The 1,052-nt window shown below is 50.1% G+C and carries 8 tRNA genes; all 8 read right to left on the bottom strand.

The window, feature by feature from the left end:
- Positions 1-107 precede the first annotated feature (107 nt).
- A tRNA-Lys gene (locus tag ACM6JA_RS19670) sits at positions 108-183 on the bottom strand.
- An 8-nt stretch (positions 184-191) separates the two neighbouring features.
- A tRNA-Tyr gene (locus ACM6JA_RS19665) sits at positions 192-276 on the bottom strand.
- A 7-nt stretch (positions 277-283) separates the two neighbouring features.
- Positions 284-359, bottom strand: a tRNA-Thr gene (locus ACM6JA_RS19660).
- 100 nt (positions 360-459) lie between these two features.
- Positions 460-536 (bottom strand) — tRNA-Asp (locus ACM6JA_RS19655).
- A gap of 77 nt (positions 537-613) precedes the next feature.
- Positions 614-690, bottom strand: a tRNA-Met gene (locus tag ACM6JA_RS19650).
- 78 nt (positions 691-768) lie between these two features.
- A tRNA-Val gene (locus tag ACM6JA_RS19645) sits at positions 769-844 on the bottom strand.
- Positions 845-877: 33 nt separating this feature from the next.
- Positions 878-951, bottom strand: a tRNA-Glu gene (locus ACM6JA_RS19640).
- 22 nt (positions 952-973) lie between these two features.
- Positions 974-1,046 (bottom strand) — tRNA-Thr (locus ACM6JA_RS19635).
- Positions 1,047-1,052: the final 6 nt, after the last annotated feature.

Here is a 1,052-nt window from a genome sequence, read left to right as displayed (position 1 = left end):
AGAACCTGAATCTAGCGCGTCTGCCAATTCCGCCACGACCGCATATTCCCATCCAAGTAGCCAGTGCTGTTGACAAGCTGACTTTCACTTTTCGGGCTTATAAAAACTGGTGAGCCATGAAGGACTCGAACCTTCGACCCTCTGATTAAAAGTCAGATGCTCTACCAACTGAGCTAATGGCTCATGAAAAATGGTGGGGAGAGACGGATTCGAACCGCCGAACCCGGAGGGAGCAGATTTACAGTCTGCCGTGTTTAGCCACTTCACTATCTCCCCAATTTCATGGTGCCGGCAATAGGACTTGAACCCACAACCCCCTGATTACAAGTCAGGTGCTCTACCAATTGAGCTATACCGGCATATCTTTAATTATGGCATATCTTTCATGAAAAATCAAGGTTTTTTTATTCCGTTAAACCTTTTTCATGTTTATGAACTATGCCATCTCGTTAAGAAAGATGGCGGAGCTGACGGGACTCGAACCCGCGACCTCCGGTGTGACAGACCGGCGTGAACTCCAACTTCACCACAGCTCCATATTTGGTTGCACCCACTGGGCACTCCGATCCTACTTGATCAAGAAGATTACTCGACGTAGAGCAAGTAGAAAATTTGGTTGCGGGAGCAGGATTTGAACCTGCGACCTTCGGGTTATGAGCCCGACGAGCTACCGAGCTGCTCCATCCCGCGATAGTCAGGACGACTGAGTGTCAGTGTTGCCACAGGCCGTGGCGCTTTTAGCTGACCTTCCTTGTCCATTAATATAAGTGGTGGAGGCTGACGGGATCGAACCGCCGACCCTCTGCTTGTAAGGCAGATGCTCTCCCAGCTGAGCTAAGCCTCCAAATCGCCTACAAGATGTAGGGATTTTTCTAGGTGACCCGTAGGGGATTCGAACCCCTGTATGACAGCGTGAAAGGCTGCTGTGTTAAACCGCTTCACCAACGGGCCATTTTCATAAGGTTACTTCAGGTGCTCCCGACAGGAATCGAACCTGCGACCTCTTCCTTACCATGGAAACGCTCTACCGACTGAGCTACAGGAGCATAATG

This window comes from Brevibacillus sp. IT-7CA2 (assembly GCF_949767855.1).
GTDB lineage: Bacteria > Bacillota > Bacilli > Brevibacillales > Brevibacillaceae > Brevibacillus.
This window is presented reverse-complemented; position numbering and strand designations above follow the sequence as displayed.